The organism is Saccharopolyspora griseoalba (assembly GCF_042665275.1).
GTDB lineage: Bacteria > Actinomycetota > Actinomycetes > Mycobacteriales > Pseudonocardiaceae > Saccharopolyspora > Saccharopolyspora griseoalba.
Genome location: NZ_JBHTCJ010000013.1, coordinates 31720 through 56483, shown reverse-complemented (window position 1 = coordinate 56483; position 24764 = coordinate 31720). Strand labels below are relative to the sequence as shown.

General features: G+C 70.8%; 21 protein-coding genes. 12 read left to right on the top strand and 9 right to left on the bottom strand.

Annotated features, from left to right (window positions below):
• Positions 1-27 precede the first annotated feature (27 nt).
• From edd to ACFQRI_RS21850, 5 genes are all read right to left on the bottom strand, one after another.
• Positions 28-1875, bottom strand: coding sequence for a phosphogluconate dehydratase (edd, locus tag ACFQRI_RS21870; protein ID WP_380671582.1), 1848 nt, complete (start codon positions 1873-1875; stop codon positions 28-30).
• A gap of 223 nt (positions 1876-2098) precedes the next feature.
• On the bottom strand, positions 2099-2980 hold the full coding sequence (locus tag ACFQRI_RS21865; protein ID WP_380671580.1) for an amino acid ABC transporter permease: 882 nt from the start codon (positions 2978-2980) through the stop codon (positions 2099-2101).
• On the bottom strand, positions 2977-3627 hold the full coding sequence (locus tag ACFQRI_RS21860) for an amino acid ABC transporter permease (protein ID WP_380671578.1): 651 nt from the start codon (positions 3625-3627) through the stop codon (positions 2977-2979). Before ACFQRI_RS21860 ends, ACFQRI_RS21865 begins: the two co-directional genes overlap by 4 nt.
• A 67-nt stretch (positions 3628-3694) precedes the next feature.
• The gene (locus tag ACFQRI_RS21855; protein WP_380671576.1) at positions 3695-4606 is read right to left on the bottom strand and encodes a glutamate ABC transporter substrate-binding protein; all 912 of its coding nucleotides are present in this window, start codon (positions 4604-4606) and stop codon (positions 3695-3697) included.
• A gap of 29 nt (positions 4607-4635) precedes the next feature.
• A complete protein-coding gene (locus ACFQRI_RS21850; protein WP_380671698.1) occupies positions 4636-5364 on the bottom strand; it encodes an amino acid ABC transporter ATP-binding protein in 729 nt (242 codons plus the stop codon).
• 357 nt (positions 5365-5721) lie between these two features.
• Here ACFQRI_RS21850 and miaB point away from each other — a divergent pair, with 357 nt between their 5' ends.
• On the top strand, positions 5722-7203 hold the full coding sequence (gene miaB, locus ACFQRI_RS21845; protein WP_380671574.1) for a tRNA (N6-isopentenyl adenosine(37)-C2)-methylthiotransferase MiaB: 1482 nt from the start codon (positions 5722-5724) through the stop codon (positions 7201-7203).
• Positions 7197-7664: an Rv2732c family membrane protein gene (locus ACFQRI_RS21840; protein WP_380671572.1), complete on the top strand. Its 468-nt coding sequence runs from the start codon at positions 7197-7199 to the stop codon at positions 7662-7664. The genes miaB and ACFQRI_RS21840 overlap by 7 nt, the downstream gene beginning before the upstream one ends.
• A 202-nt stretch (positions 7665-7866) precedes the next feature.
• Here the strand turns inward: ACFQRI_RS21840 and ACFQRI_RS21835 are convergent, their stop codons facing one another.
• Positions 7867-9192: a DUF349 domain-containing protein gene (locus tag ACFQRI_RS21835; RefSeq protein WP_380671570.1), complete on the bottom strand. Its 1326-nt coding sequence runs from the start codon at positions 9190-9192 to the stop codon at positions 7867-7869.
• A 419-nt stretch (positions 9193-9611) separates the two neighbouring features.
• Between ACFQRI_RS21835 and miaA the strand changes: the two genes are divergently transcribed.
• From miaA to ACFQRI_RS21815, 4 genes are all read left to right on the top strand, one after another.
• The gene (miaA, locus tag ACFQRI_RS21830; protein WP_380671568.1) at positions 9612-10523 is read left to right on the top strand and encodes a tRNA (adenosine(37)-N6)-dimethylallyltransferase MiaA; all 912 of its coding nucleotides are present in this window, start codon (positions 9612-9614) and stop codon (positions 10521-10523) included.
• A gap of 9 nt (positions 10524-10532) precedes the next feature.
• Positions 10533-11372 (top strand): diaminopimelate epimerase, encoded by an 840-nt coding sequence (gene dapF / locus ACFQRI_RS21825; protein ID WP_380671566.1) that lies wholly within the window; start codon positions 10533-10535, stop codon positions 11370-11372.
• A 214-nt stretch (positions 11373-11586) separates the two neighbouring features.
• The gene (gene hflX / locus ACFQRI_RS21820) at positions 11587-12960 is read left to right on the top strand and encodes a GTPase HflX (RefSeq protein WP_380671697.1); all 1374 of its coding nucleotides are present in this window, start codon (positions 11587-11589) and stop codon (positions 12958-12960) included.
• Positions 12947-13978: a hypothetical protein gene (locus ACFQRI_RS21815; protein WP_380671564.1), complete on the top strand. Its 1032-nt coding sequence runs from the start codon at positions 12947-12949 to the stop codon at positions 13976-13978. The genes hflX and ACFQRI_RS21815 overlap by 14 nt, the downstream gene beginning before the upstream one ends.
• Positions 13979-14035: 57 nt before the next feature.
• On the opposite strand, the gene lexA is transcribed toward ACFQRI_RS21815, so the two are convergent.
• Positions 14036-14713, bottom strand: coding sequence for a transcriptional repressor LexA (lexA, locus tag ACFQRI_RS21810; RefSeq protein WP_380671562.1), 678 nt, complete (start codon positions 14711-14713; stop codon positions 14036-14038).
• 538 nt (positions 14714-15251) lie between these two features.
• On the opposite strand from lexA, the gene ACFQRI_RS21805 reads away from it, so the two are divergent.
• The 4 genes from ACFQRI_RS21805 (at position 15252) to ACFQRI_RS21790 (ending at position 20158) form a co-directional block, all read left to right on the top strand.
• Entirely contained in the window at positions 15252-15491 is a 240-nt protein-coding gene (locus ACFQRI_RS21805) for a LysM peptidoglycan-binding domain-containing protein (protein WP_380671696.1), read from the top strand.
• 270 nt (positions 15492-15761) lie between these two features.
• Positions 15762-16256: a transcriptional regulator NrdR gene (gene nrdR, locus ACFQRI_RS21800; RefSeq protein ID WP_380671560.1), complete on the top strand. Its 495-nt coding sequence runs from the start codon at positions 15762-15764 to the stop codon at positions 16254-16256.
• A gap of 187 nt (positions 16257-16443) precedes the next feature.
• A complete protein-coding gene (locus ACFQRI_RS21795) occupies positions 16444-19266 on the top strand; it encodes a vitamin B12-dependent ribonucleotide reductase (protein WP_380671558.1) in 2823 nt (940 codons plus the stop codon).
• Positions 19267-19396: 130 nt separating this feature from the next.
• Positions 19397-20158, top strand: coding sequence for a GNAT family N-acetyltransferase (locus ACFQRI_RS21790; protein ID WP_380671556.1), 762 nt, complete (start codon positions 19397-19399; stop codon positions 20156-20158).
• Between the two features lie 90 nt (positions 20159-20248).
• Here ACFQRI_RS21790 and ACFQRI_RS21785 read toward each other — a convergent pair whose 3' ends face one another.
• Positions 20249-21529 carry an aspartate aminotransferase type Ic gene (locus tag ACFQRI_RS21785; RefSeq protein WP_380671554.1) on the bottom strand — a complete coding sequence of 427 codons (1281 nt, stop codon included), beginning with the start codon at positions 21527-21529 and terminating at the stop codon, positions 20249-20251.
• Between the two features lie 174 nt (positions 21530-21703).
• On the opposite strand from ACFQRI_RS21785, the gene ACFQRI_RS21780 reads away from it, so the two are divergent.
• Complete coding sequence (locus ACFQRI_RS21780) at positions 21704-22429, top strand: SDR family oxidoreductase (protein ID WP_380671552.1); 726 nt, start codon at positions 21704-21706, stop codon at positions 22427-22429.
• 9 nt (positions 22430-22438) lie between these two features.
• Here ACFQRI_RS21780 and ACFQRI_RS21775 read toward each other — a convergent pair whose 3' ends face one another.
• Entirely contained in the window at positions 22439-22735 is a 297-nt protein-coding gene (locus tag ACFQRI_RS21775; protein WP_380671551.1) for a hypothetical protein, read from the bottom strand.
• Between the two features lie 150 nt (positions 22736-22885).
• Here ACFQRI_RS21775 and ACFQRI_RS21770 point away from each other — a divergent pair, with 150 nt between their 5' ends.
• Positions 22886-24664 (top strand): Xaa-Pro dipeptidyl-peptidase, encoded by a 1779-nt coding sequence (locus ACFQRI_RS21770; RefSeq protein WP_380671549.1) that lies wholly within the window; start codon positions 22886-22888, stop codon positions 24662-24664.
• The last annotated feature ends 100 nt before the right edge of the window (positions 24665-24764 follow it).

Here is a 24764-nt window from a genome sequence, read left to right as displayed (position 1 = left end):
TCTCGCGGCGGTGCTTCCCGCCGCCGTTCATGCTCGCACCTGGGAGTTCTCCGGCTGGAACTGCGTGAACACGCTCGCGCCCCGATCGGCCCGGCCGACCGAGCTGCGGAACGCGGCGAACAGCTCCCGCCCGGTACCGAACGGCGCGGGGTCCGCCCCGGCCGCGGGTTCCCGCGCTTCCAGCTCGTCGTCGGGGACCAGGACCTCCAGCGCGCCGCGCTCGGCGTCGAACCGGACCACGTCGCCGTCGCGGACCTTGGCCAGCGGGCCGCCCGCGGTGGCCTCGGGGGTCAGCTGGATGGCCGAGGGCACCTTGCCGGAGGCGCCGGACATGCGCCCGTCGGTGACCAGCGCGACCTGGTGGCCGCGGTCCATCAGCACGCCCAGCGCGGGGGTGAGGCCGTGCAGCTCGGGCATGCCGTTGGCCTGCGGCCCCTGGTTGCGGATGACCACCACGACGTCGTGGTCGATCTCGCCGGACTTGAACGCCGCGGAGAACGCGTGCTGGTCGTCGAACACCCGGGCCGGGGCGGTGACGGTGCGGTGCTCGGCGGCCACCGCCGACACCTTGGTCACCGCGCGGCCGAGGTTGCCCTCCAGCACCCGCATCCCGCCCTCGGGCGCGAACGGCTCGTCGACGTCGCGCAGCACGTCCGGGTCCTGGCTCCTGGCCGGGCCGTCGCGCCACACCAGCTCGCCGTCCTCCAGGAAGGGCTGCTGCCGGTAGCGGTCGAGCCCCTGCCCGGCGACGGTTCGCACGTCCGGGTGCAGCAGACCGGCGTCGAGCAGCTGCCCGACCAGCGTCTGCACCCCGCCGGCCGCGGCGAAGTGGTTGATGTCGGCCGAACCGTTCGGGTAGACCTTGCCCAGCGAGGGCACCACCGACGACAGCTCGGAGAAGTCGTCCCAGGTCAGCTCGATTCCCGCCGCCGCGGCGATGGCCGGCAGGTGCAGCGTGTGGTTGGTCGAACCGCCGGTGGCCAGCAGCCCGATCACGCCGTTGACGATCGCCTTCTCGTCGAGCAGCTCACCGATCGGCGCGCCGCCGTCCCGCGCGAGCCGCACGACCTGGCGGCCGGCCTCGTCGGTGAGCGCCCGGCGCAGCGGCGTGCCCGGGGCGACGAAGCTGGACCCCGGCAGGTGCAGGCCCATCACCTCGACGACCAGCTGGTTGGAGTTCGCGGTGCCGTAGAAGGTGCAGGTGCCGGGGGAGTGGTAGGAGGCCGACTCGGCCTCCAGCAGGTCCTCGCGAGTCGCCTTGCCCTCGGCGAACAGCTGGCGGATCCGGCTCTTCTCCCCGTTCGGCAGACCCGAGGGCATCGGCCCGGCTGGGACCAGCACGGTCGGCAGGTGGCCGAAGGTCAGCGCTCCGATCAGCAGGCCGGGCACGATCTTGTCGCACACGCCCAGCATCAGCGCGCCGTCGAACATCTCGTGGGACAGCGCGACACCGGTGGCCATGGCGATCACGTCGCGGGAGAACAGCGAGAGCTCCATGCCGGTGCGGGCCTGGGTGATCCCGTCGCACATCGCCGGAACTCCGCCCGCGACCTGCGCGACCCCGCCGGCCTCGCGCACCGCGTCCTTCAGCCAGGCCGGGTAGTCGGCGTAGGGCTGGTGGGCCGAGAGCATGTCGTTGTAGGCGGACACGATCGCCACGCCCGGCTTCTCGGTGCCGCGCACCGCGATGCGATCGGAGCCGCTGCAGGCTGCGAAGCCGTGCGCGAGGTTGCTGCAGGGCAGTTCGGTGCGGGCCGGACGGCCCTCGGCAGCGGCCGCGCGGATGCGTTCGAGGTAGGCGGTGCGGGTCCGGGCGGAGCGTGCGGCGATCCGCCGGGTGACCTGCTCGACCACGGGATGCAATGGCGGCGTCATTTCGCCTCCGGAAGTTGAGCTCGGGAACCGGGCGACGACGTTGGCGCCTCATGGCGGCAGTCACACTAACCGGTGTGTTGTGCGTTTCACAATCGATCCAGCCAAATGGGATGACGATCGGACACGCTTTCGTCGAGCGGGCGAAACCCGGACGTGGTAGTGGATCAACAACGCGCAGGGGGCGCTCCCGCACCGGGAGCGCCCCCTGCGCGCGCAGGTCGCGTCAGGCGGCGGTGCCGCCCGCCCTGCCCGCGTCCTCGACGTGCACGGCCTTGCCCGCGCCCTTGCGGCCGCTGCTGAGCCGTCGTTCGACGTAGGTCGCCAGCCTGCTCAGCAGGTAGTTGATGAGGATGAACAGCGCCGCGACCACCGCGTAGGTCTGGATCGGGTTGTTCAGGTTCTGGATGATGTACTGCGCCGTCCGGACCGTCTCCTCGTAGGAGACGATGAAGCCCAGCGAGGTGTCCTTGAGGATCACCACGAGCTGGCTGATCAGCGCGGGCAGCATCGCCCGGAACGCCTGCGGCAGCAGCACGTTGGTCAGCACCTGACCGCGGCGCATGCCGATCGCGTAGGCGGCCTCGCTCTGGCCCTTGGGCAGCGAGAGGATCCCGGCGCGCACGATCTCGGCGATGATCACCGAGTTGTACGCGGTCAGACCGATCACCAGGAACCACATCGGCTCCAGGTCGAGCCCGAACGAGGGCAGCACCCGGAAGGCGAAGAAGATCATGATGACCACCGGGATACCGCGCAGCAGCTCGACCACGCCGACCACGGCCCAGCGGTACCAAGGCGCGCTGACCAGCCTGGTGACCGCCAGCAGGGTGCCGATGACCAGGGAGAACACCATGGACAGCCCGGCGGCGGTCAAGGTGCTCAGCAGGCCCTGGCCCATCAGGCTCCACAGCGAGCCGAACGTGGCGTTGGTCGGGTCCAGCAGCGGACCCCACTTCTCGGCGGTCATCTGGCCCTGCACGGCCAGCGTGTAGACGATCCAGCCGATCACGGCCAGCAGCAGCAGGCCGACGATCACGCTGTAGATCGCGGACCGGCGCTTGGCCTTGGGGCCCGGAGCTTCGTACAGCACGGCGTTGTTGCTCATCGCGCGATCGCCACCTTCCGCTCCAGGTAGCCCAGCAGCAGGCCGGCCGGGATGGTCAGCACGAGGTAACCCAGCGCCACCCCGATCAGCACCGGCAGCGCCGCGAGGCCGCGCGCCGAGGTCAGCGTCTCGCCGACGAAGAACAGGTCACCGCCGACGCCGAAGGCGCCGACCAGCGCCGAGTTCTTGATCATCGCGATGATCACGTTGCCCAGCGGCGGCACCACCGTGCGCACCGCCTGCGGCAGCACGACCTCCCCCAGCGTCTGGCCGAAGGTCAGCCCGACCGAACGGGCGGCCTCGGCCTGCCCGGCCGGCACCGCGTTGATCCCGCTGCGGATCGCCTCGCAGACGAACGCCGAGGTGTACAGGGCCAGGCCGATCGTGCCGAACCAGAAGTACGAGCCGTTGAAGCCCAGCTCGGGCAGGCCGAAGGCCATGAAGAACAGGACCACGGTCAGCGGGCAGTTGCGCAGCACGTTGACCCAGGTGGTGCCCGCCGCTCGCAGGGGTGGCAGCGGCGAGACCCGGAAACCGGCGGCGATGGTGCCGATGACCAGTGCCAGAACCCCCGCGAGCAGGCAGATGTGCACCGTGCGGAGAAGCCCGCTGGCGTACAGCGGCAGGTTGTCGATGATGACTTGCAAATCTCACTCCGGCCATGCGATGAGGGTGCCGACCGCGCCGGACGGCACCCTCATTTCCGCGATCAGGTCAGCTGCAGGGGTCGGGCTGCGGGAGCTGCGGGGTCTGCTTGGCGACCTCGCCCGCGGTGGCCTCCCAGGCCTTGGCGTAGCTGCCGTCCTGGCTCGCCTGCTGCAGGCTCTGGTTGATGAACTCGCAGAACTTCACGTCGCCCTTCTTGATGCCGATGCCGTAGGGCTCCTCGGTGAAGGGCTTGTCCACGAGCTTGAACTTGCCGCCGCTCTCGCTGACCAGGCCCATCAGGATGACGTTGTCGGTGGTCACCGCCTGCACCTGACCGGTGCGCAGCGCGTCGGCGCACTTCGAGTAGACGTCGAAGAGCACCAGGTTGGCCGGGTCGACGTACTTCTTGATCTCCTCGGCGGGGGTCGATCCGGTCACCGAGCACACCTTGGCGCCGGTCTGGCGCAGCGACTCCGGCCCGGTGATGTCCTTGTTCTCGGACTTGACCATCAGGTCCTGACCGGCCTGGTAGTACGGGCCGGCGAAGCTGATCCGCTCCTTGCGCTCGTCGTTGATGGTGTAGGTGGCCACCACCATGTCGACGCGGTCGGAGGCGATGATCTCCTCGCGGGTCTTGCTCGGCGCCTCGACCCACTCGATCTTGTCCGGCGCGATGCCCATCTTGGCCGCGATGATCTTGGCGATCTCGGGGTCGAAGCCGTGCGGCTTCCCGTCGCCGCCCTTGAGGCCGAACAGCGGCTGGTCGAACTTGGTGCCGACCCGGATCTTGTCGGCCTTCTGCAGCTTCTCCATGGTCGTGCCGGGTTCGAACTGGGCGTTCTCCTCGACCTTGACCTCGGGAGCGTCGCCGCCACCGCTGAGCTGGTCCTGGCCGCCGCCGCCACCGCCGCATGCGGTCAGCGCCAGCGCCAGCGCGGCGGTCACCCCGGTGAGGAGCCGGAACCTCTTGCCTCGCATCTCGCTCCGCCCTTCCTGTGTGGTCGTGACTAGTGCGTGAGGATCTTTCCGAGGAAGTCCTTGGCCCGGTCGCTCTTCGGGTCCTCGAAGAACTTCTCGGGCTTGGCGTCCTCTACGACCTCGCCGTCGGCCATGAACAGCACGCGGTGCGCGGCACGGCGGGCGAAGCCCATTTCGTGGGTGATCACCAGCATGGTCATGCCCTCGTCGGCCAGACCGGCCATGACGTCGAGGACCTCGTTGACCATCTCGGGGTCCAGTGCCGAGGTCGGCTCGTCGAAGAGCATCACCTTCGGCTTCATCGCCAGCGCCCGGGCGATCGCCGCCCGCTGCTGCTGGCCACCGGAGAGCTGGGCCGGGTACTTGTCGGCCTGGTCGGTGATGCCGACGCGCTCCAGCAGCCGCATGGCGTCCTTGCGGGCCTCCTCGCCGCCGACCTTGCGGACCTTGATCGGCCCGAGCGTGACGTTCTCCAGGATCGTCTTGTGCGCGAAGAGGTTGAACTGCTGGAAGACCATGCCGACGTCGGCGCGCAGCTCGGCGAGCGAGCGCCCCTCCGCCGGCAGCGGGGTGCCGTCGATGGCGATCTCGCCGGAGTCGATGGGTTCCAGCCGGTTGATCGCGCGGCACAGCGTCGACTTGCCCGAGCCGGACGGACCGAGCACCACGACGACCTGGCCCCGGGGCACCTCGAGATCGATCGTCCGCAGCACGTGCAACGAGCCGAAATGCTTCTCGACCGCGGACATCCGGATCATCGGAACGTCCGTGGGGGCTGCGGTCATGCAATCTCCCAAAAAGCGACGAATGGTTTTCGTTGGCCGAAACTTAAGCCGCCAGGTGGGCGATAGTCCATAGGGAACAACTGATGCGTTGTTGCAAAATGGTTACGCAACGGAGTCGCAGGGCTCGCACTTCGCCCGATTGCGCGGGCGGTGGTTGCGCGCGGTAATCACGGTCTGCGGAACGGCCGAGCGCCCGCTCGTCCGTCCGGGCGAGGCGTCGACGCGCGGGTATCCGGATCCGCGCTCGATGCCCGATCCGCTCCTCGAAGGTGTCCTCGCAGTGCTCCGGGCGGGTGAATCTGCGATCTGACCAGGCGCTACCGTGGAACGGTGAGCACGAAGACGTACGAGATCCGAACTTTCGGCTGCCAGATGAACGTGCACGATTCGGAGCGTCTCGCGGGCATGCTGGAAGACGCCGGGTACGTGCGCACCGACGGCGGTGCGGGGAGCCCCGCCGACGTCGTCGTGTTCAACACCTGCGCGGTGCGGGAGAACGCGGACAACCGGCTCTACGGCACCCTCGGGCACATGCGGCCGCAGAAGGACCGCAACCCGAACATGCAGATCGCCGTCGGCGGCTGCCTCGCGCAGAAGGACCGCGACACCATCGTGCGCAAGGCCCCCTGGGTCGACGTCGTCTTCGGCACGCACAACCTCGGCTCGCTGCCGACGCTGCTGGAGCGCGCGCGGCACAACCAGGAGGCCGAGGTCGAGATCCTCGAATCGCTCGACGTCTTCCCGTCGACGCTGCCCGCCAAGCGCGACTCGGCCTACTCCGGCTGGGTCTCGGTGTCGGTGGGCTGCAACAACACCTGCACCTTCTGCATCGTGCCCTCGCTGCGCGGCAAGGAGAAGGACCGCCGCCCCGGCGAGATCCTCAACGAGGTGCAGGCGCTGGTCTCCGAGGGCGTGCTGGAGGTGACGCTGCTCGGCCAGAACGTCAACGCGTACGGCGTGGAGTTCGGCGACCGCTACGCGTTCGGCAAGCTGCTGCGCTCCTGCGGCGAGGTCGAGGGCTTGGAGCGCGTCCGGTTCACCTCCCCGCACCCGCGCGACTTCACCGACGACGTCATCGAGGCCATGGCCGAGACGCCGAACGTGTGCCCGCAGCTGCACATGCCGCTGCAGTCCGGCTCGGACCGGATCCTCAAGGCGATGCGCCGCTCCTACCGCAGCGCCCGCTTCCTCGACATCGTCGGCAAGGTCCGCGAGGCGATGCCGGAAGCGGCCATCACCACCGACATCATCGTCGGCTTCCCCGGTGAGACCGAGGAGGACTTCGAGGCGACCCTCGACGTGGTGCGGCGGGCCCGGTTCTCCAGCGCCTTCACCTTCCAGTACTCCAAGCGCCCCGGGACCCCGGCGGCCGAGCTGCCCGACCAGCTGCCCAAGGAGGTCGTGCAGGAGCGCTACGACCGGCTCGTGGCGCTGCAGAACGAGATCTCCTGGGAGGAGAACCAGAAGCTCGTCGGGCGCGAGGTCGAGCTGCTGGTCGCCGAGGGCGAGGGGCGCAAGAACGCCGAGACGCACCGGATGTCCGGGCGCGCTCGCGACGGACGACTGGTGCACTTCACCCCGACCGGCGCCGTGGACCGCGAAGTCCGGCCCGGTGACCTGGTGCGCACCACGATCACCAAGGCCGCCCCGCACCACCTGGTCGCCGACACCGAGATCGGCGGCCACCGCCGCACCCGCGCGGGCGACCACTGGGAGGAGGGCGTCAAGCCCAAGACCTCCGGGGTCAGCCTGGGACTGCCCACGATCGGCGCACCGGCCGCGCAGCCGGAGCAGCAGGGATGTGCATGTTGAGCGAGTCGGACGACGCGGCCCGGTCCGGCCGGACCAAGCCGAAGATCCTGATCACCTCCCGGATCGACCCGGGGCCCAAGGCGCTCGTGATCGCGATCGTGCTGCTGGTGCTGGTGGTCAGCGCGCTGCTGCCGTGGACCTCGGACAGCGCGGGCTGGGAGGTGCTCACCGGTCAGTCGGACCCCTCCGAGGACGTGGGCCTGCTGCCCAGGCTGTTCGCCATCAACTGCACGATCATCGGGCTGGCCTGCGGTGCGCTGGCGCTGATGACGCGGTTGTGGTTGCTGGCCTTCGTCTCGGGCGTGGCCGGGGTGGTCGTGGCCTTCGAGGGCATGGTCGCCATCTGGTCGCGCAACACCGGTGGGCACGCGGGCCCGGGGATCGGCCTGAGCCTCGCGGTAATCTGCATGGTCGTCCTCGCCGTCCAGTGGCTCCGCGTCCTCTGGACCCGCGAGGACTGACCGCACCGCGGCGGCTCGTCGAACGACCTCGAACACCCGAGCGGCCGTTCGAGGATGCGGCCGAGCCGCTGTTTCAGGTGCGGGGCTCAGCCGGCACCGCGGCAGGTGCTGCCACCCGCACCGCCGAGCAACGCAATCCCCAAAACCCCCTCGAACGAAGCGGGCCCGCACCGGTGCTGGTGCGGGCCCCGTTCTCGTCTGGTCAGCGGGTCGCGATCGCCTGCTCGGCCGCCGTCAGCCACTCGCGCCACTGGGCCGCCTGGTCCTCGGCCTGCTTGGCCCGGCGTTCGTCGCCGGCCGCGCGGGCCTTCTCGGCCTGGGCCTCGAACTGCTCGACCCGCTCGCGGAACTGATCCACCCGGGCCTGGGCCTCGGGGTCGGTGCGCCGCCACTGGGCGTCGGCCGCCTGGCGGACCCGGTCGCCGACCGCGCGCAGCCTGCCCTCCAGCTCGCGCATCCGCTCGCGCGGCACCTTGCCGACCTCGTCCCAGCGCTCCTGGATGCGCTGCAGCTGGTTCTGCGCGGCCTTGAGGTCCGCGGAGGGGTCGATCTGCTCGGCCTCGACCAGCAGCTCCTCCTTGAGCTTGGCGTTCTCGGCGAACTCCGCGTCCCGCTCGGAGAACGCCGCCGACCGGCGGCTGAAGAAGTGGTCCTGCGCGGCGCGGAACCGCTGCCACAGGGCCTCGTCGCTGTCCTTGGGCGCGCGGCCCGCGGCCTTCCACTCCGACATCAGCTGCTTGTAGCGGGTGGCCGTCTCGCCCCAGTCGGAGGACTCGGTGAGCGCCTCGGCCTCCTCGACCAGCTCCTGCTTGCGGGCCTTGGCCGCGGCGCGCTGCCGGTCCAGCTCGGCGAAGTGCGAGCCGCGACGGCGGCTGAAGGCGTCGCGGGCCTTGGAGAACCGGCGCCACAGCTGCTCGTCGGTCTTGCGGTCGACGCCCTTGACCTTCTTCCACTCCTCCAGGATCTGGCGCAGCCGGTCGCCCGCGGACTTCCAGTGCGTCGCCTCGCTGGCGATCTCCTCGGCCTCGGCGACCAGGGCCTCCTTGCGGGCCACCGCCTCGGCGCGGACGCGCTCCTTCTCGTGCTTGGCGCCCTCCACGGCCTGCTCGGCGCGCGCGACCAGGTGGTCGATGCGGGCCGCCAGCGCGGCCAGGTCGCCGATCACCGCGGCGTCGGTCAGCGACTCGCGCAGGTGCTTGGCGTTGGACAGGGTGTGCTTGGGCTCGCCCGCGTGGGTGTTCAACCGGGTTTCGAGCAGCTCGACCTCGGTGAGCAGGTCGTCGAACTTGCGCGCGTAGAGCGCGAGCCCCTCGGAGACGTCCCCGGCCTGCCAGGAACCGATCGCCCGTTCGCCGTCGGCGGTCTTGACGTAGACCGTTCCGTCGTCGTCCACCCGTCCCCACTTGGTGGGGTCCTGGGAGGCGTTCGGCACCACCGGCGCAGCCGCGGGTGACCCGGTGGCGCTGGCGGTCGAGTCCTCGGCCGCCTTCTTGGCGACCGCCTCGGGGGTCGTGTCCTGGTGCGTCATGGCCGGCTTCCTCCTTGCGTGCCCGCTCCGATGCCCGTGTCCGGCACGGGCGCCCCGCCGAGGCGGGGCCCAGCAAGCGTCGACCCGAACCCCTCGATGGTCCGGCCGTCGCTGGCGCATTCAAACAGGTCAGGCGCCGATGCGGTACTCCGTGCCCGAACCGGTGCCCGGTTGGGATCACCGAAGGCCTCCGGCTGATCCCATGACCTGCACGGCCTCATTGTCATCGGTCACCCGTTCGGCTGCAGTGGGCAGGGGTGCCGATCTCCGCCGACGACCGCGCCGAGCCTGTTCGCGCGCCGTGTCCAGTCTGGCGGATTTCCCGGCCGAATGGGTGGCCGATTCCACAGATCAATTTCACCCGGCGGCGTGTTGCGGCCCGTCTCGATCCCGCTTCCGGGCGCTCTTAAGGTTCTCGTGTGCCCGCACTCGCTCATCCGATCGCCGTGGTCGGTCCTACTGCGACCGGCAAGTCCGAGCTGGCCCTGGAGCTGGCCGAGCGCTACGACGGCGAAGTGATCAACGCCGATGCGATGCAGCTCTACCGCGGCATGGACATCGGCACCGCCAAGCTGTCCGTCGCCGAGCGGCGCGGTGTCCCGCACCACCAGCTCGACGTCCTGGAGGTCACCGAGCCCGCCTCGGTGGCCGCCTACCAGCGGCACGCCCGCGCCGCGGTCGAGGACGTCCTGGCCCGCGGGCGCACCCCGGTGCTGGTCGGCGGGTCCGGGCTGTACGTGCAGGCCGTGGTCGACGACCTGTCCTTCCCGGGCACCGACGAGCAGGTGCGGCAGCGCTACGAGGAGGAGCTCGCCCGGGTCGGCCCCGCCGAGCTGCACCGGCGGCTGGCCGAGCTCGACCCGAAGGCCGCCGAGTCGATCCTGGTCGGCAACGGTCGCCGCATCGTGCGCGCGCTGGAGGTCATCGAGATCACCGGCGAGCCGTTCTCGGCGAACCTGCCCACGCCGGGCGAGCCCCGCTACGGGACCGCGCTGATCGGCTTGGACCGGCCCGTCGAGGACCTCGACGACCGGGTCGACCGGCGGGTGACGCGGATGTTCGACGCCGGGCTGGTCGACGAGGTGCGGGCGCTGGAGGAACGGGGCCTGCGGCACGGCAAGACGGCCTCCCGGGCCCTGGGCTACCAGCAGGTCCTGGCCGAGTTCGACGGAGCGGGCGACATGGCCGCAGCCGCGGGCGAGACCGCGCGCCTGACCCGTCGCTTCGTGCGCAGGCAGCGCTCCTGGTTCAAGCGCGACCACCGCATCCGCTGGTTCGACGCCGCCGAGGAGGCGCTGGTCGAGCGCGTTGGCCGGCTGCTCGGTCCGTAGACTGGGCACGTGCGCAATCGAGGACCCGCGTTCGTCAAGGGGCACGGCACCCAGAACGACTTCGTCATCCTGCCCGACGTCGACGGCGAGCTGGAGCTCACCGACGAGCGGGTGCGCGCGCTGTGCGACCGGCAGCGGGGCCTCGGCGCCGATGGCGTGCTGCGCGTGATCCGCACCGCCGCGCTGCCCGACGCGCCCGCCGACGTCCCGGCCGAGGCGTGGTTCATGGACTACCGCAACGCCGACGGCTCGATCGCCGAGATGTGCGGCAACGGCGTGCGCGTGTTCGCCCGCTACCTGGTCGAGTCGGGTCTCGCCGAGCCCGGTGAGCTGCTGGTCGGCACCCGGGCCGGGGTTCGGCCGGTGCGCACCCACGACGACGGCCGGGTCACCGTGCAGATGGGGCAGGTCAAGTTCTTCGGCGAGTCGTCCACCACCGTCTCCGGGGTGCGCCTCGCCGGCGTCGCGATCGACGTCGGCAACCCGCACCTGGCCTGCGTGTCCGAGGTCGACGTCGAGGCTCTGGACCTCACCACCGCACCGCTGCACGACGCGGCGCTGTTCCCGGAGGGCGTGAACGTCGAGTTCGTCCGCCCGCTCGGTGGCGACGAGGTGCGCATGCGGGTGCACGAGCGCGGCGTGGGCGAGACCCGCTCCTGCGGGACCGGCACCGTCGCGGCCACCGCGGCCGCGCTGCGCGCCGCTGGTCAGGACACCGGTCGGCGCGTCGTGCACATCCCCGGCGGCACGGTCGAGGTCGAGATCACCCCCACCGGATCGACCCTCACCGGGCCCGCGGTCCTGGTCGCCGGCGGCGAGCTCGACGCCGACTGGTGGCAGCACCCCTGAGCCGCCGGAACCCCAGGGCAACGAGGGTCACCCGGTTTCTCCAGTGAAATTCGGTCGCGGGTCGTGGGACACTGGGGTCGATATGAAGAAATCCTTGACCGCACCCGCCGAGTTCGACGCCACCGAATGGGACCCCGCCGAGCTCGAGTCCGCCGAGCTCGACGCGGACGAATACGAACCGATCCTGCCCGGGGGCGAGCCGTCCGCGGGTGATATGGAGCGCGAGGACCGAGCCTCGCTGCGCCGGATCGCCGGGCTGTCCACCGAGCTCGACGACATCACCGAGGTCGAGTACCGGCGGTTGCGCCTGGAGCGCGTGGTGCTGGTCGGGGTCTGGACCGAGGGCGACGCCGCGCAGGCCGACGCCTCGCTCGCCGAGCTCGGGCGACTGGCCGAGACCGCTGGCTCGCAGGTCCTCGAAGGCGTCATCCAGCGCCGCGACCGGCCCGACCCGGGCACCTACGTGGGCTCCGGCAAGGTCCGCGAGCTGCGCGACCTGGTGGCCGCCAACGGCGCGGACACCGTGATCTGCGACGGTGAGCTGTCCCCGGGCCAGCTGCGCCAGCTGGAGGAGAAGCTCAAGGTCAAGGTGGTCGACCGGACCGCGCTGATCCTGGACATCTTCGCCCAGCACGCCACCTCCAAGGAGGGCAAGGCCCAGGTCGAGCTGGCCCAGCTGCAGTACTTCCTGCCGCGCCTGCGCGGTTGGGGTGAGGCGATGTCCCGGCAGGCCGGTGGTCGCGCGGGCGCCAACGGCGGCGTGGGCACCCGCGGACCCGGTGAGACCAAGCTGGAGACCGACCGCCGAGCGGTGCACAAGCGGATGAGCAAGCTGCGCAAGGAGCTGGCCGCGATGCGCACCGTGCGCGGCACCAAGCGCGGGCGCCGCCACGCCAACCAGGTCCCGGGCGTGGCCATCGCCGGCTACACCAACGCGGGCAAGTCCAGCCTGCTCAACGCGCTCACCGGTGCCGGCGTGCTGGTCGAGGACGAGCTGTTCGCGACCCTGGACCCGACCACCCGCCGGGCGGTCGCCCCGGACGGGCGACCCTACACGCTCACCGACACCGTCGGTTTCGTCCGGCACCTGCCGCACCAGCTGGTGGAGGCGTTCCGCTCCACCCTGGAGGAGGTCGGCGAGGCCGATCTGCTGGTGCACGTGGTGGACGGCTCCGAGGAGTCGCCGCACCAGCAGGTCGCCGCCGTCCGCGAGGTGCTCGGGGAGATCGCCGAGCAGCAGGACTCCGCGATGCCGCCGGAGCTGCTGGTCGTCAACAAGATCGACTCGGTGGACGAGACCCGGATGACCGAGCTGCGCAGGCTGCTCCCCGAGGCGATGTTCGTCTCGGCGCACAGCGGCAAGGGCATCGAGTCGCTGCGCGAGATCATCGCCGACCGCTTGCCGCGGCCGGATGTGTTCGTCGACGTGCTCGTTCCCTACACCCGCGGCGAGCTGGTGGCCCGGGTGCACTCGGAGGGCGAGGTCGTCGACGAGGACCACACCCCGGAGGGCACGCGGTTGCGCGCCAAGGTCCGCCCGGACCTGGCCGCGCTGCTCGAATCGTTCTCGGCGAGTGGTGCGGTCTGATCGCATCGGCGGCCCGCTGGCGGTCGCGCTGCTGCTGACCGCGGCCGGTTCGGGCCCGGCGCGGGCCGTCGAGGTCGACCGGATCAACCCGGTCGAGGTGTGCACGCCCGAGGACTCCCGGCTCGCCGAGCTCTCCGGCCTGGTCTCCGACGGGTCGCGCTGGTACGCCGTCGGCGACGGCGGCTCCTCGGTGCGGGTGTTCGAGCTCGATCCCGCCACCTGCGAGGTGCGCGGGGTGCGCAGCGCGGCGCAGAACCCCTACGACGTGGAGGACCTGGCGCTTCGCGACGGTGCGCTGTGGCTGGCCGACACCGGCGACAACCGCGCCCGGCGCGACGACGTGGCGCTGCACGTGCTGCCGCCGGGAGGGGGAGCTGCGTTGTACCGGATGTCCTACCCGGACGGCCCGCACGACGCCGAGGCGCTGCTGCTGGACGGGCGCGGCGTGCCGCACGTGGTCACCAAGGAGCCGCTCGGCGCGGCGGGCGTGTACCGCCCGGCGGGGCCGTTGGATGCCGCGCGCACGGTGCCGATGGAGCGGGTGGGAACGGTCTCGCTGCGCTCCACCCGCACGCCCGGAGGGCCGGTCAACGGGTCGGTCGGCTCGGTGATGGTCACCGGCGGTTCGGTGAGCGCGGACGGCGCGCTGGTGGCGCTGCGCACGTACACCGACGCCTACGTCTACCGCGCGCCGGGAGGTGACGTGGTCGAGGCGCTGAAGACCGAGCCGGTCCGCATCCCGCTGCCCGACGAGGCGCAGGGCGAGGCCATCGCCTGGGAGCCCGGCGGCGGCCTGCTGTCCGGCTCCGAGGAGTACGACCCGATCCGCCGCATCCCGGGCGCCGACGGCGGCCCGGTGACCGCTGACGAGGCCGCTGGAGCCCCGCCCGGCGGTTCTGCCGAGGCGCAGCCGGGCGCCGAGGACGACGACCTGTCCACCGGCAGCTCGCTGCTGCTGGCGGGCTTGGCCGCGGGGTTGTTCGTCTACCTGATCGGCTGGCGCCGGCGGCGGAGCTGAGCGTCTCAGCCGGCAACCGCGTGCCCGGCGGGCGCGCGGTCACCGACGGAGCGGTCTTCACAGCCGGCGGAGCACCGCCACGACCTTGCCCAGGATCTTCGCGTCATCGCCCAGGATGGGCTCGTAGGCGGCGTTGTGCGGCATCAGCCAGACGTGCTCGTCGGTGCGCTTGAACGTCTTGACGGTGGCCTCGCCGTCGATCATCGCCGCGACCACGTCGCCGTTCTCGGCATCGGGCTGCTGGCGCACGGTCACCCAGTCGCCGTCGGTGATGGCCAGGTCGACCATCGAGTCCCCGACGACCTTCAGCAGGAACAGCGTGCCGTCGCCGACGATCTCCTTGGGCAGCGGGAAGACGTCCTCGATCGACTCCTCGGCCAGGATCGGGCCGCCGGCCGCGATCCGGCCGACCACGGGCACGTAGGCCGCGGGCTTGGACTCGGTGTCCGCGTCCTCCTCGCTGCCGACCAGCACGCCCACCGTGCGCGGCCGGTGCGGGTCGCGGCGCAGGTAGCCCTTCCGCTCGAGCACGCGGAGCTGGTAGGCCACCGATGACGTCGAGGTGAGCCCCACGGCGTCGCCGATCTCGCGCACGCTCGGCGGGTAGCCGTGCTCGTGCATCCACTCGCGGATGGCCTGCAGCACGCGCAGCTGGCGGTCGCTGAGTTCTTCGGCCCCGCTGGGCTGCTCCGGCAGCTCGTCAACCTCGGCCGGGGCGTCCTTGATGTCGGTCACGCGGCTCCTGATCGAGCCGGTCGCATTGCTCGCCACCGCTGCCTCCTGTTGTCCGTGTGAACTGCGGTGCTGGACTCGTGGGGTCCTGGGACGTCGTGGCCGGCGCAGCCGCCGCCCGGGATCGCCCCGGAGACCTGGTTCGCCGCCCGCTTTCCACAGTAGACGGGACAAACGCCGAGATCAAACACCTGTTCGAGTTAATTTCGGGCGCAGGTATCGCGCACGGGTGTGCTCCTGGTACACAATCGCACGTAGGTTCGATCGAACAGTCATTCGATCATCGTTCGTTCGCGCGGGAGGCGGCATGACCACGTCCATCGACACCGTACGGCGATTTCGCCCGGTCGAACGGGCCGTCCTGCCCGCTCGGCCCGAAGTCGAACCGATCGGGTGGCCGCGCGATGCGGGGCGCCGTGAGCGCCGCGCCGGGGCGGCTCCCCGGGGTCGTGGCAGGTGGAGCGGCGCGACCGCGAGATCGTGCTCCCGCCCGCGCGTCGCCGCGTGCCCGGGGGAGTGGTTCTGGCTGGCCTCGGTGGCGATGATCAGCTGCGGGTTTGTCATCATGGTGGGCCTCTTCGGGGTCGGCGGCGACGCGCCGGGGGCGGGCGAGACCGCCGTGGTTCGGGTGCACTCGGGTGACACTCTGTGGGGCATCGCGAACCGGGTGGCGCCGGACGCCGACCCCCGCGCGGTGGTTCAGCGGATCGTCGAGCTGAACGGTCTCGGCGCTCCTTCGGCGGAGGTCGGTCGTCACCTGGTGGTGCCGAAGGCCTCCTGACTCGGCCACAACATGTTGTGGTTTGACTACCGAACAGCGGATCTTCGCAGCGCAGCGGCAGGTAGCGGAACCTGCTCGGCGGACACGGGTGTGTCGGTTTGCTTGACGATCTGGCTGGGGTTAAAGTCGACCACAACATCTAGTAGTTACGTCCATGTGTTTAGTCCACAGGTTGGGCTGCCCGGTGTGCGGGTACCCATGGGCGTAACCGGTCGTCGACTGGTGGGAGTCGGTCGGCGGCGTGCCGAGGGGGAAGGGGGTGAATGGCCGGTGCGGTGCCCGTACTGCCGCGGTGACGACTCCAGGGTGGTCGACTCGCGAGAGGTCGAGGAGGGCCAGGCGATCCGGCGTCGGCGGTCCTGCTCGGCGTGCGGCCGCCGGTTCACGACCATCGAAGAGCTGGTGTTGTCGGTCGTGAAGCGTTCGGGGGTCACCGAGCCCTTCAGCCGGGAGAAGGTGGTCCGCGGCGTGCGCCGGGCCTGTCAGGGGCGTCCGGTACAAGAGGACGCGCTGCAGCAGCTGGCGCACAAGGTCGAGGAGGCCATCCGGTCGTCCGGGATGGCCGAGCTGCCCAGCCACGAGGTCGGGCTGGCCATACTCGGCCCGCTGCGGGAGCTGGACGAGGTCGCCTACCTGCGCTTCGCCAGCGTCTACCGCGCCTACTCCTCGGTGGAGGATTTCGAGAAGGAGATCGCCGACCTGCGCGCGGCGCGGGAGGCCGAGCCGGTCGGCGAGGTAGCGGACACGGGGAGCAGCGGTGAGTAAGCCGCGCCGGCGTTCGTCCCGCGGTGGGGGCGGAAGCGCTAAACGGCAGGCGACGTCCCGGAGCGGGGCGTCGCGGAACACCGGAAACGAAGAGTCACGACCGAACCGGACGGGGAGCCCGGACGGGGCCGACGTAACGCGACGAGCGACTGACCAGCGAGCGATGAAGAAGGAAAAGGGGCAGGTCATGACAGAGACCGTCGGTAGCCCGGCCGGCGCAGCGGGGGAGCCGGAAGCAGGTGCCCGCAAGGGCATCCGGGTGGAGCGCGTCTACACCACCGAGGGAGTGCACCCCTACGACGAGGTCAAGTGGGAGCACCGCGATGTGGTGATGACCAACTGGCGGGACGGTTCGGTCAACTTCGAGCAGCGCGGGGTCGAGTTCCCCGAGTTCTGGTCGTTGAACTCGGTCAACATCGTCACCAGCAAGTACTTCCGCGGCGCGGTCGGCAGCGAGGAGCGCGAGAGCAGCCTCAAGCAGCTGATCGACCGCGTGGTGAAGACCTACGTCGCCGCGGGCGTCGAGAACGGCTACTTCGCCAGCGACGCCGACGCCGAGATCTTCGAGCACGAGCTGACCTGGATGCTGCTGCACCAGGTGTTCAGCTTCAACTCGCCGGTGTGGTTCAACGTCGGCACCGCCTCGAAGCAGCAGGTCTCCGCCTGCTTCATCCTGTCGGTCGACGACACCATGGAGTCGATCCTCGACTGGTACAAGGAAGAGGGCCTGATCTTCAAGGGCGGCTCGGGCGCCGGGCTGAACCTGTCCCGGATCCGCTCCTCCAAGGAGCTGCTGTCCTCCGGTGGCACCGCCTCCGGGCCGGTGTCGTTCATGCGCGGCGCCGACGCCTCGGCGGGCACCATCAAGTCCGGTGGCGCCACCCGCCGCGCGGCCAAGATGGTCGTGCTCGACGTCGACCACCCCGACGTCGAGGAGTTCATCGAGACCAAGTCGCGCGAGGAGCACAAGATCCGCGCGCTGCGCGACGCGGGGTTCGACATGGACCTGGGCGGTGCGGACTCCAACTCCGTGCAGTACCAGAACGCCAACAACTCGATCCGCGTCTCCGACGAGTTCATGCGCGCGGTGGAGAGCGACGGCGACTTCGGGCTGCGCGCCCGCACCGACGGCTCGGTGATCGAGACCGTGCGGTCGCGCGACATCTTCCGCAAGATGGCCAAGGCCGCGTGGGAGTGCGCCGACCCGGGCATCCAGTACGACGACACGATCAACGACTGGCACACCTCGCCGGAGACCGGCCGGATCGCCGCGTCGAACCCGTGCTCGGAGTACATGCACCTGGACAACTCCAGCTGCAACCTCGCGTCGCTGAACCTGATGAAGTTCCTCAACGAGGACCTGACCTTCGACGCCGAGACCTTCTCCAAGGCCGTCGAGTTCGTCATCACCGCGATGGACATCTCGATCTGCTTCGCGGACTTCCCGACCGAGGCGATCGGCGACACCACCCGCAAGTTCCGCCAGCTGGGCATCGGCTACGCCAACCTGGGCGCGCTGCTGATGGCCACCGGTCACGCCTACGACTCGGACGGCGGCCGCGCGCTGGCCGCGTCGATCACCTCGCTGATGACCGGCACCGCCTACAAGCGGTCGGCCGAGATGGCCGGCGTCGTCGGCACCTACGAGGGCTACGCCCGCAACGCCGAGGGCCACCAGCGGGTCATGCGCAAGCACGCCGCGGCCAACGACCTGGTCCGGACCTACCACACCAACGACAACGCGGTGCACAAGCTGGCGACCAAGGTGTGGCAGGACTGCCTGGAGATCGGCGGGGAGAACGGCTGGCGCAACGCCCAGGCCTCGGTGCTGGCCCCCACCGGCACCATCGGCCTGATGATGGACTGCGACACCACCGGGATCGAGCCCGACCTCGCGCTGGTGAAGTTCAAGAAGCTGGTCGGCGGCGGCTCCATGCAGATCGTCAACCAGACCGTGCCGCGCGCCCTGCAGGCCCTGGGCTACCAGGAGGAGCAGGTCGAGGCGATCGTCGAGTACATCGCCGAGCACGGCCACGTGATCGACGCCCCCGGCCTGCGCCCGGAGCACTACGAGGTCTTCGACTGCGCGATGGGTCAGCGCTCGATCGCGCCGATGGGCCACGTGCGGATGATGGCCGCGGTGCAGCCGTTCATCTCGGGTGCGATCTCCAAGACGGTCAACATGCCCGAGGAGGCCTCGGTCGAGGACGTCGAGGAGCTCTACTTCGAGGGCTGGCGCCTGGGCCTGAAGGCCCTGGCCATCTACCGCGACAACTGCAAGGTCGGCCAGCCGCTGTCGGCGGGCAAGGGCGACAAGGGCGAGCAGGACAAGGCGGTCGAGAAGCAGATCGAGTACCGCCCGGTCCGCAAGCGCCTGCCGAAGAAGCGCCCGAGCCAGACGGTCTCGTTCACCGTCGGCGGCGCCGAGGGCTACCTGCACGCCGGTTCCTACCCGGACGACGGGCTGGGCGAGATCTTCGTCAAGCTCGGCAAGCAGGGCTCCACCCTGGCCGGTGTGATGGACGCCTTCTCGATGTCGATCTCGGTGGGTCTGCAGTACGGCATCCCACTGGAGTTCTACGTCTCGAAGTTCCAGAACCTGCGCTTCGAGCCGGCCGGCATGACCGACGACCCGGACATCCGGATGGCCAGCAGCGTGCTGGACTACCTGTTCCGCCGCCTGGCGCTGGACTACCTGCCCTACGAGAAGCGCGCCCAGCTGGGCATCTTCACCACCGAGGAGCGGGACGCCCAGGTCAACGGCGAGCCGGCCCCGGCGCAGGGCGGTGACGACGTCGACCTGGACACCCTGCGGTCCACGGTGGACTACCAGAAGTCCGAGCCCCAGGACGAGGACAAGCGCAACGCGGGCAGCTCCACCGAGCTGCTGGAGCTGCAGCTCGGCAAGGCGGCCGACGCGCCGCTGTGCATGACCTGCGGCACCAAGATGCGCCCCTCGGGCTCCTGCTACCTCTGCGAGGGCTGCGGCGCCACCTCCGGCTGCAGCTGACGCTCGGGAAGCGCAACTGAACGGCCAGGCAGGATGAAGGGCCTGGGCTCGGTGCTCCACCGGGTCCAGGCCCTTCGTCGTCGCGCCGGCACGAGGCGGGCGGAACGTCCGGACGGCTAGGGTCCCCGCCGTGCCGAGCGCAGCGCTTCAGCGGATCAACGCCTCTCGCGCGGCCTTCGCCCGTCGTCGCGCCGCGCGCAGCGCCGAGGTCCCGGGCGGGTTCGCGGTGTACGACGAGGCCTTCGCCCGGTCCCGCGCGGACAACCAGCTGATCATCGACGGTGCGGTGGACGGCGAGGCGTTGCCCGCCATCGCCGAGGGAGCGCTGGGGCACCTGCCGCACCGCTCGATCACCGTCCTCGACGAGACGGTGGGAGCCGCGGTCGCGGACCCGCTGCGCCGAGCCGGGTACGTCGGGTCCACGCAGCTGATCATGGTGCACGTCGGCCGGGTGCCGACCGGTGGATCCACCGAGGTGGTGGATCTCGCGGAGCTGTCCGTCCCGCTGGAGCTGCGCCTGCGGGGAATGCTCCCCGATGCCGAGGACGAGGTCGTGCGGCAGCTCGTCGACCGGCGCGAGGCCCGTAGGCGCGCGGCCGAGGCCGTGCTCTTCCTCGGCGCGCGCACGCGCGACGGCGAACTCGCCTTCTGGGCCGACCTCTACTTGGACCCGGCGACCGGAACCGCCCAGGTGGAAGACCTGATCACCGCCGAACCCCACCTCCGGCGGGGCCATGCCGGCGCGGTTCTGAACACCGCGCTTCGGTTGGCCGCCGACGCGTCCTGCGGCATCCGGTTCCTGATCGCCGATGCGCAGGACTGGCCGCATCAGTGGTACGAACGCCGGGGCTTCTCGGTCGTGGGGCGCTCGCATTCGTTCGAACGCCGCTGAGCACCGAGGTCGTGATCGCGCCGGGAACGACCCCGCGACGAGAAGCGGGTGGCTCGACGTGGAGTCGAGCCACCCGCTTCTCGCTGAGGATCAGCCCTGCTCGTCGGCCAGCAGCTTCTCCGTGGCCACCAGGCGCACGCAGGTCGCCAGCGCCTGCGTGGCGGCCTCGACGTCCGGCAGCTCGGGGTAGGTGGGCGCGATCCGGATCACCGAGTCCGTCGGGTCCTCGCCGTAGGGGTGGGTCGCCCCGGCAGGCGTCATCGCGATCCCCGCTTCCCCGGCCTTGGCCACCACGGCCTTGGCGCAGCCCTCGGGAACTTCCAGGTTGATGAAGTACCCGCCCTCGGGCTTGCTCCAGCTGGCGAGGCCGGTCTCGCCGAGCTCGGAGCCGAGGATCTTGTCGACGGCCTCGAACTTGGGGCGGATCAGCGCCGCGTGGTTGCGCATGTGCTCGCGCAGGCCCTCGGCGTCGCGCAGCAGCCGCACGTGCTGCAGCTGGTTGACCTTGTTCGGCCCGATGCTGCGCTTGGCGGTCGAGGCCAGCCACCAGTCGACGTTGGCCTGCGAGGAACCGAAGAAGGACACGCCCGCACCCGCGTAGGTGATCTTCGAGGTGGACCCGAAGACGAAAGCGCGGTCCGGGTTGCCGTGCTCGGCGCACAGCGACAGCAGGTCGGCGATCTCGTGCTCGGTCTCGGTGAGGTGGTGCACCGCGTAGGCGTTGTCCCAGAACACCCGGAAGTCCGGGGCAGCGGTGGTCATGGCGGCCAGGCGGCGCACGGTCTCGTCCGAGTAGATGGTGCCGTCCGGGTTGCTGTACTTCGGCACGCACCAGATGCCCTTGATCCGGGAGTCCTCGGCCACCAGGCGCTCGACGGCGTCCATGTCCGGGCCCTCGGAGGTCATCGGCACGGTGATCATCTCGATGCCGAGCTTCTCGCAGACCCCGAAGTGCCGGTCGTACCCGGGCACCGGGCACAGGAAGGCGATCTCGGGTTCGTCGGCCCACCGGCGCTCGCCACCGGGCACGCCCTGCAGCAGCGCGAACACGATGGCGTCGTGCATCAGCTCGAGGCTGGAGTTGCCCGCGGCGAGCAGCTGGTCGGTCGGGACCTGCAGGCCCTCGCTGAAGATCTCCCGCAGTTCGCGCAGCCCGTTCAGGCCGCCGTAGTTGCGCAGGTCGGTGCCGTCCGCGCCGACCGCCGGGCCGCCCATGTCGAGCAGCGCGTCGGACAGGTCGAGCTGCTTGGGCGACGGCTTGCCCCGGGTGAGGTCCAGTTTGAGGCCGCGGGCGACGAGGTCGGCGTGGTCCTTGCGGGCTTGGTCGCGCTGGGCGGTCAGCTCTTCGAGGGATGAAGCTGGATCGGTCACCGGGTATTCCTTAGCCGTATCGTCGGGCAACGGTCCGGTAAACAGCCTAATGCGACCGTCCAGCTCGTTCGCGGCGGCTCGGGTCGGCGGGATGCGGGTGCGTCGGCCAGCTGATCGGTCGTCACACCTGCGGGTGGCATCTCGTCTCACGGGCGAGATCGAGGAGGCGTGACTGTGGGCAAGTCGATTCTGGTCACCGGTGGTACCGGCACCCTCGGCAGCGGCGTGGCGCGCGCGCTGCGCGCGCGGGAGCACGACGTGCGGGTGCTGAGCCGGCGGGAAGGACCCGGCCGCGTGGTGGGCGACCTGCGCAACCGGGTCGTCGTCGATCCCGTGGACGCGATCGTGCACTGCGCGACCACCAACGGCACCGGTGACGTGGCCGCGATGCGCAACCTGCTGGCCGGGGCGCGACGCGCGGGATCACCGCACCTGGTGTTCATCTCGATCGTGGACATCGACCGGCTGCCGATGTTCTACTACCGCGCCAAGCTGGAGGCCGAGCAGCTGCTGATCGACTCGGGCCTGCCGTGGACGATCCTGCGCACCACCCAGTTCCACGACCTGATCGCCGGGCTCACCCGGATCCAGGCCCGGTCGCCGGTGCTCGCGGCGCTGTCCGGGGTGCGGTTCCAACCGGTCGACGCGGGCGAGGTGGCCCAGCGGTTGGCCGAGCTGGCGGTCGCCGAGCCCGCCGGCAGGGTGCCGGACGTGGGCGGTCCGCAGATCCGCAGCCACGCGTCGCTCACCCGCGCCTACCTGCGCGCGACCGGGCGGCGCAGGCTGGTGGTCCCGGTGCGCCCGCCCGGCGGGTTCTTCCGCGCGCTGCGCGAGGGGAGCAACCTGGTGCCCGACGGTGCCACCGGTCGCCGAACGTTCGAGGAGTTCCTGGCGAACTGACTCGCGCGGTCAGCGCTGGCGGGCGAGGACGGTGGCGGCAGCGGCCGTCGCGCCGGTGACCGCGAACACCGACGGCCAAGCGCCGACCTTCTTGGCCAACGGGTGCGAGCTGTAGAGCGCGCCGGCGTAGGTGGCGCCGAGGGCGAGCGCGGGCACGGCACCAGCGCGGCGGCGGCAGACCTCCACCGCGGCCAGGCCGAGACCCGCCGCGACCACGCCGCCCCAGTGCCGGTGCTCGCTGGCCCGCGCGACCGCGAACCCGCCGATCAAACCGGCGGAGGTCAGCGCGCTGGACGGAATGGACATGGTCGCTCTCCTCGCTGGGCGGTGGTCTCGCACGTCGACGAGCTTACGCGTGCCGGTGTCGCCGCTTCGGGAACCGGACACGGAGTTGCCGCGCTGATCACGGCTTGCCAGTGTTGTGCCCGATTTGCGAACCCAACCCGGGAGTTGCGTATGCGGCGGTGTGCGGCGGTCCTGTTCGCGGCGTTGTTCGCCTTGCCCCTGGTCGGCGCGACCGCGAGCGCGGACCCGCCGCAGCGGCCGGTCTTCCGGGAAGGGCAGGCGCAGCCGGTGTTCGACCCGGCCGAGGCGGTGCGCGAGGACCTGCACGTCACCGCTCCGGTGGACAGCGACCGAGATGGGCGACCGGATCGGGTGCACGCGCAGGTCGTGCGGCCGGCCGAGACCGAACGAGGTCTGCGGGTGCCGGTCGTCTACCGGGCGAGCCCCTACTTCGCGGGCGGGAACGAGGTGGCGAACCACGACGTCGACACCGAGCTGCACGTGCCCGAGCAGCAGCCGGGAGCGCGGTCGGCGCGCAGCAGCGCGGGCGACCGCCGGACCGCCGCGGCAGCGCGGATCGATTGGGAGTACGAGCAGTTCTTCCTGGCCAGGGGATACGCGGTGGTCTACGCCGAGTCGCTGGGCACCGGCGGGTCCACCGGATGCCCGACCACCGGCGGCCGGAACGAGACGATCGGTGCGAAGGCGGTGGTGGACTGGCTCAACGATCGCGCCCCCGCCCGGGACACCGCGGGTAGACCGGTGCGGGCCGACTGGTCGAGCGGGCAGGTCGGGATGATGGGCGTGTCCTACAACGGCACCTTGCCCAACGCGGTGGCCAGCACCGGTGTCGAGGGGCTGGACGCGATCGTGCCGATCGGGGCGATCTCGAACTGGTACGACTACTACCGCAGCGACGGCGCCGTGGTGGCACCCGGCGGCTACCAGGGCGAGGACGCGGACGTGCTGGCGAAGTTCGTCCACACGCGGGCCGATCGCGAGGTCTGCCGACCGGTGATCGACCGGATCGCCGCCGAGCAGGACCGGATCACCGGTGACTACAACTCCTTCTGGGCGCAGCGCAACTACCTCGACGACGTCGACGACGTCCGCGCCGCGGTGCTGCAGGTGCACGGCCTCAACGACTGGAACGTCAAGACCCGCCAGGCCGCCCAGTGGTACGCGGAGCTGCGCGAACGCGGTGTGCCGCACAAGATCTGGTGGCACCGGTCGGGGCACACCGACCCGATCGAGCTGCGCGAGCAGGAGTGGCTGCGCGAGCTCAACCGCTGGTTCACCCGCTACCTCCACGACGTGCCCAACGGCGTCGAGGACGAGCCCCGAGCCACCGTGCAGCGCGAGGACGGCAGCTGGGTCGAGGAGCCGGAGTGGCCCGCGCCGGGGGCGCGGTCGGTCGAACTGCGCCCGACCGCCGGTGGTCGGCAGCGCGGCGGGCTGGCCGCGCGCGGGGCCGGTGAACCGGTCGTCGAGGGGCTGACCGACGACGCGAGGCGGCTCGCTCGCGATCTGGCAGCCGCGCCGAGCTCTCCGAACCGGCTGGCCTACTTCACCTCGCCGCTGGCCGAGCCCTCGCGGGTCAGCGGGGAGGTGCGCGCCGAGCTCGCGCTGCGCTTCGACCGGCCCGCGGCGAACGTGACCGCCCTGCTGGTCGACCAGGCGCCGGACGGGGGTGTTTCGGTGGTGACCCGCGGCTGGACCGATCCGCAGAACCGCGAGGCCGTCGACCGCACGGTGCCGATCGAGCCGGGGGAGGACTACCGGATCACCGTGCGGATGCAGCCCGACGACTACGTCTTCGAGCCCGGACACCGCCTCGGTCTGGTGGTGCTCTCCAGCGATCACGAGTTCACGCTGCGGCCCGATCCGGGGACGGGGCTGGAGCTGGACCTGTCCCGAACCCGGCTTCGACTGCCGATCGCGGAGCGGTGATCAGGTCGGCCTGAATCCCCGCGCTTCCGGTGAGCGCGGAGATTCAGGCCGAAATTCCACCCGGTCGAACGTCACTCCGCGGTGTTGTTCCGGCGGGTTC

Coding starts and splice junctions, on each gene's coding strand:
- edd (WP_380671582.1), bottom strand. CDS start 1,875: ATGACGCCGCCATTGCATCCCGTGGTCGAGCAGGTCACCCGGCGGATC.
- ACFQRI_RS21865 (WP_380671580.1), bottom strand. CDS start 2,980: ATGAGCAACAACGCCGTGCTGTACGAAGCTCCGGGCCCCAAGGCCAAG.
- ACFQRI_RS21855 (WP_380671576.1), bottom strand. CDS start 4,606: ATGCGAGGCAAGAGGTTCCGGCTCCTCACCGGGGTGACCGCCGCGCTG.
- ACFQRI_RS21850 (WP_380671698.1), bottom strand. CDS start 5,364: ATGATCCGGATGTCCGCGGTCGAGAAGCATTTCGGCTCGTTGCACGTG.
- ACFQRI_RS21840 (WP_380671572.1), top strand. CDS start 7,197: ATGTTGAGCGAGTCGGACGACGCGGCCCGGTCCGGCCGGACCAAGCCG.
- ACFQRI_RS21835 (WP_380671570.1), bottom strand. CDS start 9,192: ATGACGCACCAGGACACGACCCCCGAGGCGGTCGCCAAGAAGGCGGCC.
- hflX (WP_380671697.1), top strand. CDS start 11,587: ATGGAGCGCGAGGACCGAGCCTCGCTGCGCCGGATCGCCGGGCTGTCC.
- ACFQRI_RS21805 (WP_380671696.1), top strand. CDS start 15,252: ATGATCAGCTGCGGGTTTGTCATCATGGTGGGCCTCTTCGGGGTCGGC.
- ACFQRI_RS21795 (WP_380671558.1), top strand. CDS start 16,444: ATGACAGAGACCGTCGGTAGCCCGGCCGGCGCAGCGGGGGAGCCGGAA.
- ACFQRI_RS21775 (WP_380671551.1), bottom strand. CDS start 22,735: ATGTCCATTCCGTCCAGCGCGCTGACCTCCGCCGGTTTGATCGGCGGG.
- ACFQRI_RS21770 (WP_380671549.1), top strand. CDS start 22,886: ATGCGGCGGTGTGCGGCGGTCCTGTTCGCGGCGTTGTTCGCCTTGCCC.